The organism is Flavobacterium sp. (assembly GCF_044368625.1).
Lineage (GTDB): Bacteria > Bacteroidota > Bacteroidia > Flavobacteriales > Flavobacteriaceae > Flavobacterium.
The window spans coordinates 1-3,914 of the sequence record NZ_JBIPPD010000262.1 but is presented as its reverse complement, the minus strand read 5'-3'; the positions used below and the strand labels follow the sequence as shown (position 1 = coordinate 3,914).

Genomic DNA, 3,914 nt, shown 5'->3' with positions numbered 1-3,914 from the left:
CATCTGAATTAAGATGCACTAAATCTGCAGTTGGATTTGGACTTACATTTAAATCTGCTACTTTATTTTGGTCAACGTTTAAAATGCTACAAGCTGCATTTATTTGCGAATTTAATTCAATTGGGTTGCCAGGAGTGAGGTTTTTGCCAACAAATGCAGGGTAATTTTCGCTGTATCTTGTAGCTCTAAATAACGTTCGAACTGCTGGAACAGCTCCTCCTTGAGTTGCTTTAACACCCGTTACATTGTGCACTGGATTTATATATTTCCACACGATATTTTCTTGACTGTTTATTTCAAAAATTTCACCCGTATTTCCTTCACATATTAATATATTCCCATTTGGCAATCGGTCTGCACTACTTAAAATGTTAGAACTAAATGGCGACGGGATTGCACTCATATCTGCATAAATATAATCGGGAACTTGTGGTCCGAAAGTACTGCTTGTATTCAATACATAAAACCCCGGGCTGGTCGTGGGAGGGTTCAAAATAAATACTTCCGAGAATAAAGGTTCTCTCCCGATCCCGTTGTTAAATAGCATTATTTTTCCAGCATCTATGAGTCCGTTAGGAATCCAATGCGGATAATGTTGTCCAAACAATTTTCGGTCTAGTTCGGTGCCCATTTTATAGGCTTGGGGATTTCCCCATCGGTAGAGTATATCGCCTCCTTTGCCATAAACACCACCAGATCCAGTGGCTGCTTGTGCTGTTGTCGTGGAGTGATCAATAATCCAAATTTCACTCAAATTTCTTGAACTTAAAACGATTTGATTCAAATCTGCATTGTATTGAACCGAGTTAACGTGTAACCAATTAGAATTACCGTTTCCGCCGTTTGTAAAGTTGATGTCTAATTTGTGTGGGTTTTGAGATACTACGCCAAAATTATCCTTTGTCGCATCAAAATCCTGTATCAAATGATCTTTTATGTCCCATTCCCAAACAATAGTTCCTTGATTTGAACCTACAGGTTGGACTTCAACAATTTGTTCAGAATATAAAACCGACTGAGGCAATAACGCAGGATTCCGTCCCGCCTGAATGGCTTGAGCATTGGTCATTACTTTGGCAGCCAAGATTAAGACGTTGCCGTTGGGCATTGGAAAAATATCATGGTGTTGACGATACTGAGGGGTGTCGTAAAAAAACTGCCACAGTAAATTCCCTTCCCAACTGTAAAGTTCCACAACGCCCCCTTGACCTCCAAAAACAATATCGGTAGAATTGGTTCTACCTGCTCTTAATAAATTTCCGTTTTCTAATAAATACACGGAATTTCCCGGATTAAAAGTGCTGTTCCACTGCTTTATCACTTGTCCACAATTATTGATCAAGAATGTTTCTGTATGAGAAGTAAAAAGAGTATATCCGTTGTACGACTGCGAAGTATTCGTAATAACGCCTACTGTATTTTGGGAAATACCCAATATTGAAAATATTAAACTCGAATAGAGAAGTAACTTTTTAATCATTATGTTTTTCTTTCAAAAATACCATAATATTTAGTTTTTATTTTTATCACTGTAAACTTTAACAATATAGAAGCACAAATTTTATAGGTGTTTTTAAACTCGATGTAAAATGTGCATCTATAAATGAATCATATTATTCGCTAAAAAAATTAAAGGGGCAATTTATCATGCTTGGCGTTTTTTACGGTAAAAAGGTTATCAACATCTTGCTAAAATTAACTTTTGCTACCTCTAATACAAACGCACTTTCTGTAATTTTGTAGAATGTATGCACTAGTCGATTGCAATAATTTTTACGCTTCCTGCGAACGGGTTTTTAAACCAGAACTCGCAGGAAAACCCATTGCCATTTTGTCCAATAACGACGGCTGCATTATTTCCAGAAGTGACGAAGCCAAAGCATTAGGAATTCCAATGGGTGCTCCAGAATTTAAAGTTCGAGCAGAATTACAAAAACACAATGTTATCGTCTTTTCCTCCAACTATGCTTTGTATGGCGATTTAAGCAGTCGTGTAATGCACATTCTAGCCACTTTTTCTGCCAATATCGAAGTTTATAGCATCGATGAGGCGTTTCTGAATTTTGATGGAATGCAAGTCGATAACTACAAAATGTACGGACAAGAAATGAAATCCAAAATTGCCAAATGGTTGAGTATTCCCGTTTGTGTAGGTTTTGGCTCTAGCAAAGCACTTTCTAAAATTGCCAATAAAATTGCCAGAAAATTTCCTGTTCAAACCCAAGGAGTTCACATTATCGATTCGGAAGAAAAGAGAATTAAAGCCTTGAAATGGACTAAAATTGGCGATGTTTGGGGAATTGGTCGGCGATTGGGTGAAAAAATGAGGGCTCGAAACATCCTTACCGCTTATGATTTTGTACAACCTCACCACAAAGATTTTATTAAAAACCAAATGGGTGTTGTAGGTTTGCGATTGATTGCAGAACTCCAGGGCCAATCAGTTTTAGGAATCGACGAACCGGAAAACAAAAAAAGCATCGCCGTTACCCGTAGTTTTCCTCAAAAGATATCAGAGTACGACGATTTGCGGGAACGCATATCTACTTTTGCAACCGTTTGTGGCGAGAAGTTGCGCAAGCAAAAATCATGTTGCCATAGTCTTATGGTTTTTTTAGGTGTTTTAGATGAAGAAAATCCGGGTCGAAAAAAGTATTATCACAAATTGATCAACATTCCTTTTGAAACTAATTCAGGAATTACGTTGAGCAACACTGCCATCAAAGGCTTAGAATACTTATACGATAATCTAAAAGGACAAAAGTTTCACAAAGCAGGTGTAATTGTCACACAATTGACCAACGAAGACCAAAAACAATTTCAATTGTTTGAAGAAGAAAACCCAAAACATCTTGCCTTGATGCAACTAATGGATCGGATCAATAAAAAAGCAGGCGACCGAAAAGTAAAGTTGGCCACTCAAGGCGATAAAACTTGGAATATGAAGCAAACACGACTTTCGCCCAAATACACCACACAAATAACCGATATCATGAAAGTAAAATGTCAGTAATCAATCAAAAGCTCACTTTTTTCAAACCCGAACTGAACAGCGTGATTAAATTGCCGTTTATCAGTCATTCCGTTTCCGCAGGATTCCCATCCCCGGCTATGGATTTTATGGAAGCTAGTATCGATTTGAATCAAGTTTTGGTCGAAAATCCAATCGCCACTTTTTATGTCCAAGTCGAAGGAAATTCGATGATTGATGCAGGAATTCACGATAAAGATTTACTTGTTGTCGACCGAAGTTTAGAGCCTCGAAACAATAAAATAGCCATTTGTTTGCTCGATGGCGAATTTACCGTAAAACGCATCCGACTCGAAAATAACGAGCTCTACCTGATGCCTGAAAATCCAAGTTATCAACCCATTCAAGTTACCGAGGAGAATCAGTTAATCATTTGGGGAATTGTAACGTATGTGATTAAAAAATTATAAAAAATGCCAGTAAGAATCGTTTCTTACTTCTGTAATGATTGCTCTTTTGCTTCTACCAACTATTTTTTGAACAAAATAGTTGCGGCTTAGGTTATAAACAAATTCACTCTGCTTTAAAAAGGGCGTTTTAATGGGTCTCACGGCTAAATGCTATACCAAAACTAAAATAGGTATAACAATTATCGAACTCAGGTTGAATAGCTTGGTATGGTGTATTAAAATGACTTGTTGAGAAGTACACCTAAAAGTTGGCCTTTTTTGGAGTGTAAAGAAGTATAATAAAAATTAAAAGGAGTAAATTATAATGGTAGAAAAAAATAACCAATATAATAGTGAAACTTTTATTAAACAAAAAATCCCGGTATTTCTACCAGGATTAATTTTGCTCCCCCTCTTGGGCTCGAACCAACCCCGAAAGCTTTCGGGGCTCGATTAACAGTCAGATTAACTGTATTTTTCTAAGAGTTTCAAGA

Annotated in this window: 3 protein-coding genes; 2 read left to right on the top strand and 1 reads right to left on the bottom strand. The window is 37.0% G+C overall.

Translation table 11 applies throughout. The features are described from left to right. The coding region (locus tag ACIQ2X_RS14510; protein WP_396179668.1) for an aryl-sulfate sulfotransferase at positions 1-1,480 on the bottom strand (1,480 nt) is incomplete at its 3' end. 264 nt (positions 1,481-1,744) lie between these two features. Between ACIQ2X_RS14510 and ACIQ2X_RS14505 the strand changes: the two genes are divergently transcribed. Continuing rightward, a complete protein-coding gene (locus ACIQ2X_RS14505; protein WP_396179667.1) occupies positions 1,745-3,013 on the top strand; it encodes a Y-family DNA polymerase in 1,269 nt (422 codons plus the stop codon). Continuing rightward, on the top strand, positions 3,004-3,441 hold the full coding sequence (locus ACIQ2X_RS14500; protein WP_396179666.1) for a LexA family protein: 438 nt from the start codon (positions 3,004-3,006) through the stop codon (positions 3,439-3,441). The genes ACIQ2X_RS14505 and ACIQ2X_RS14500 overlap by 10 nt, the downstream gene beginning before the upstream one ends. The last annotated feature ends 473 nt before the right edge of the window (positions 3,442-3,914 follow it).

What these genes read in the sequence shown, in the direction of transcription:
- ACIQ2X_RS14500 (WP_396179666.1), top strand. Translation starts at nt 3,004, where the DNA reads ATGTCAGTAATCAATCAAAAGCTCACTTTTTTCAAACCCGAACTGAAC.
- ACIQ2X_RS14505 (WP_396179667.1), top strand. Translation starts at nt 1,745, where the DNA reads ATGTATGCACTAGTCGATTGCAATAATTTTTACGCTTCCTGCGAACGG.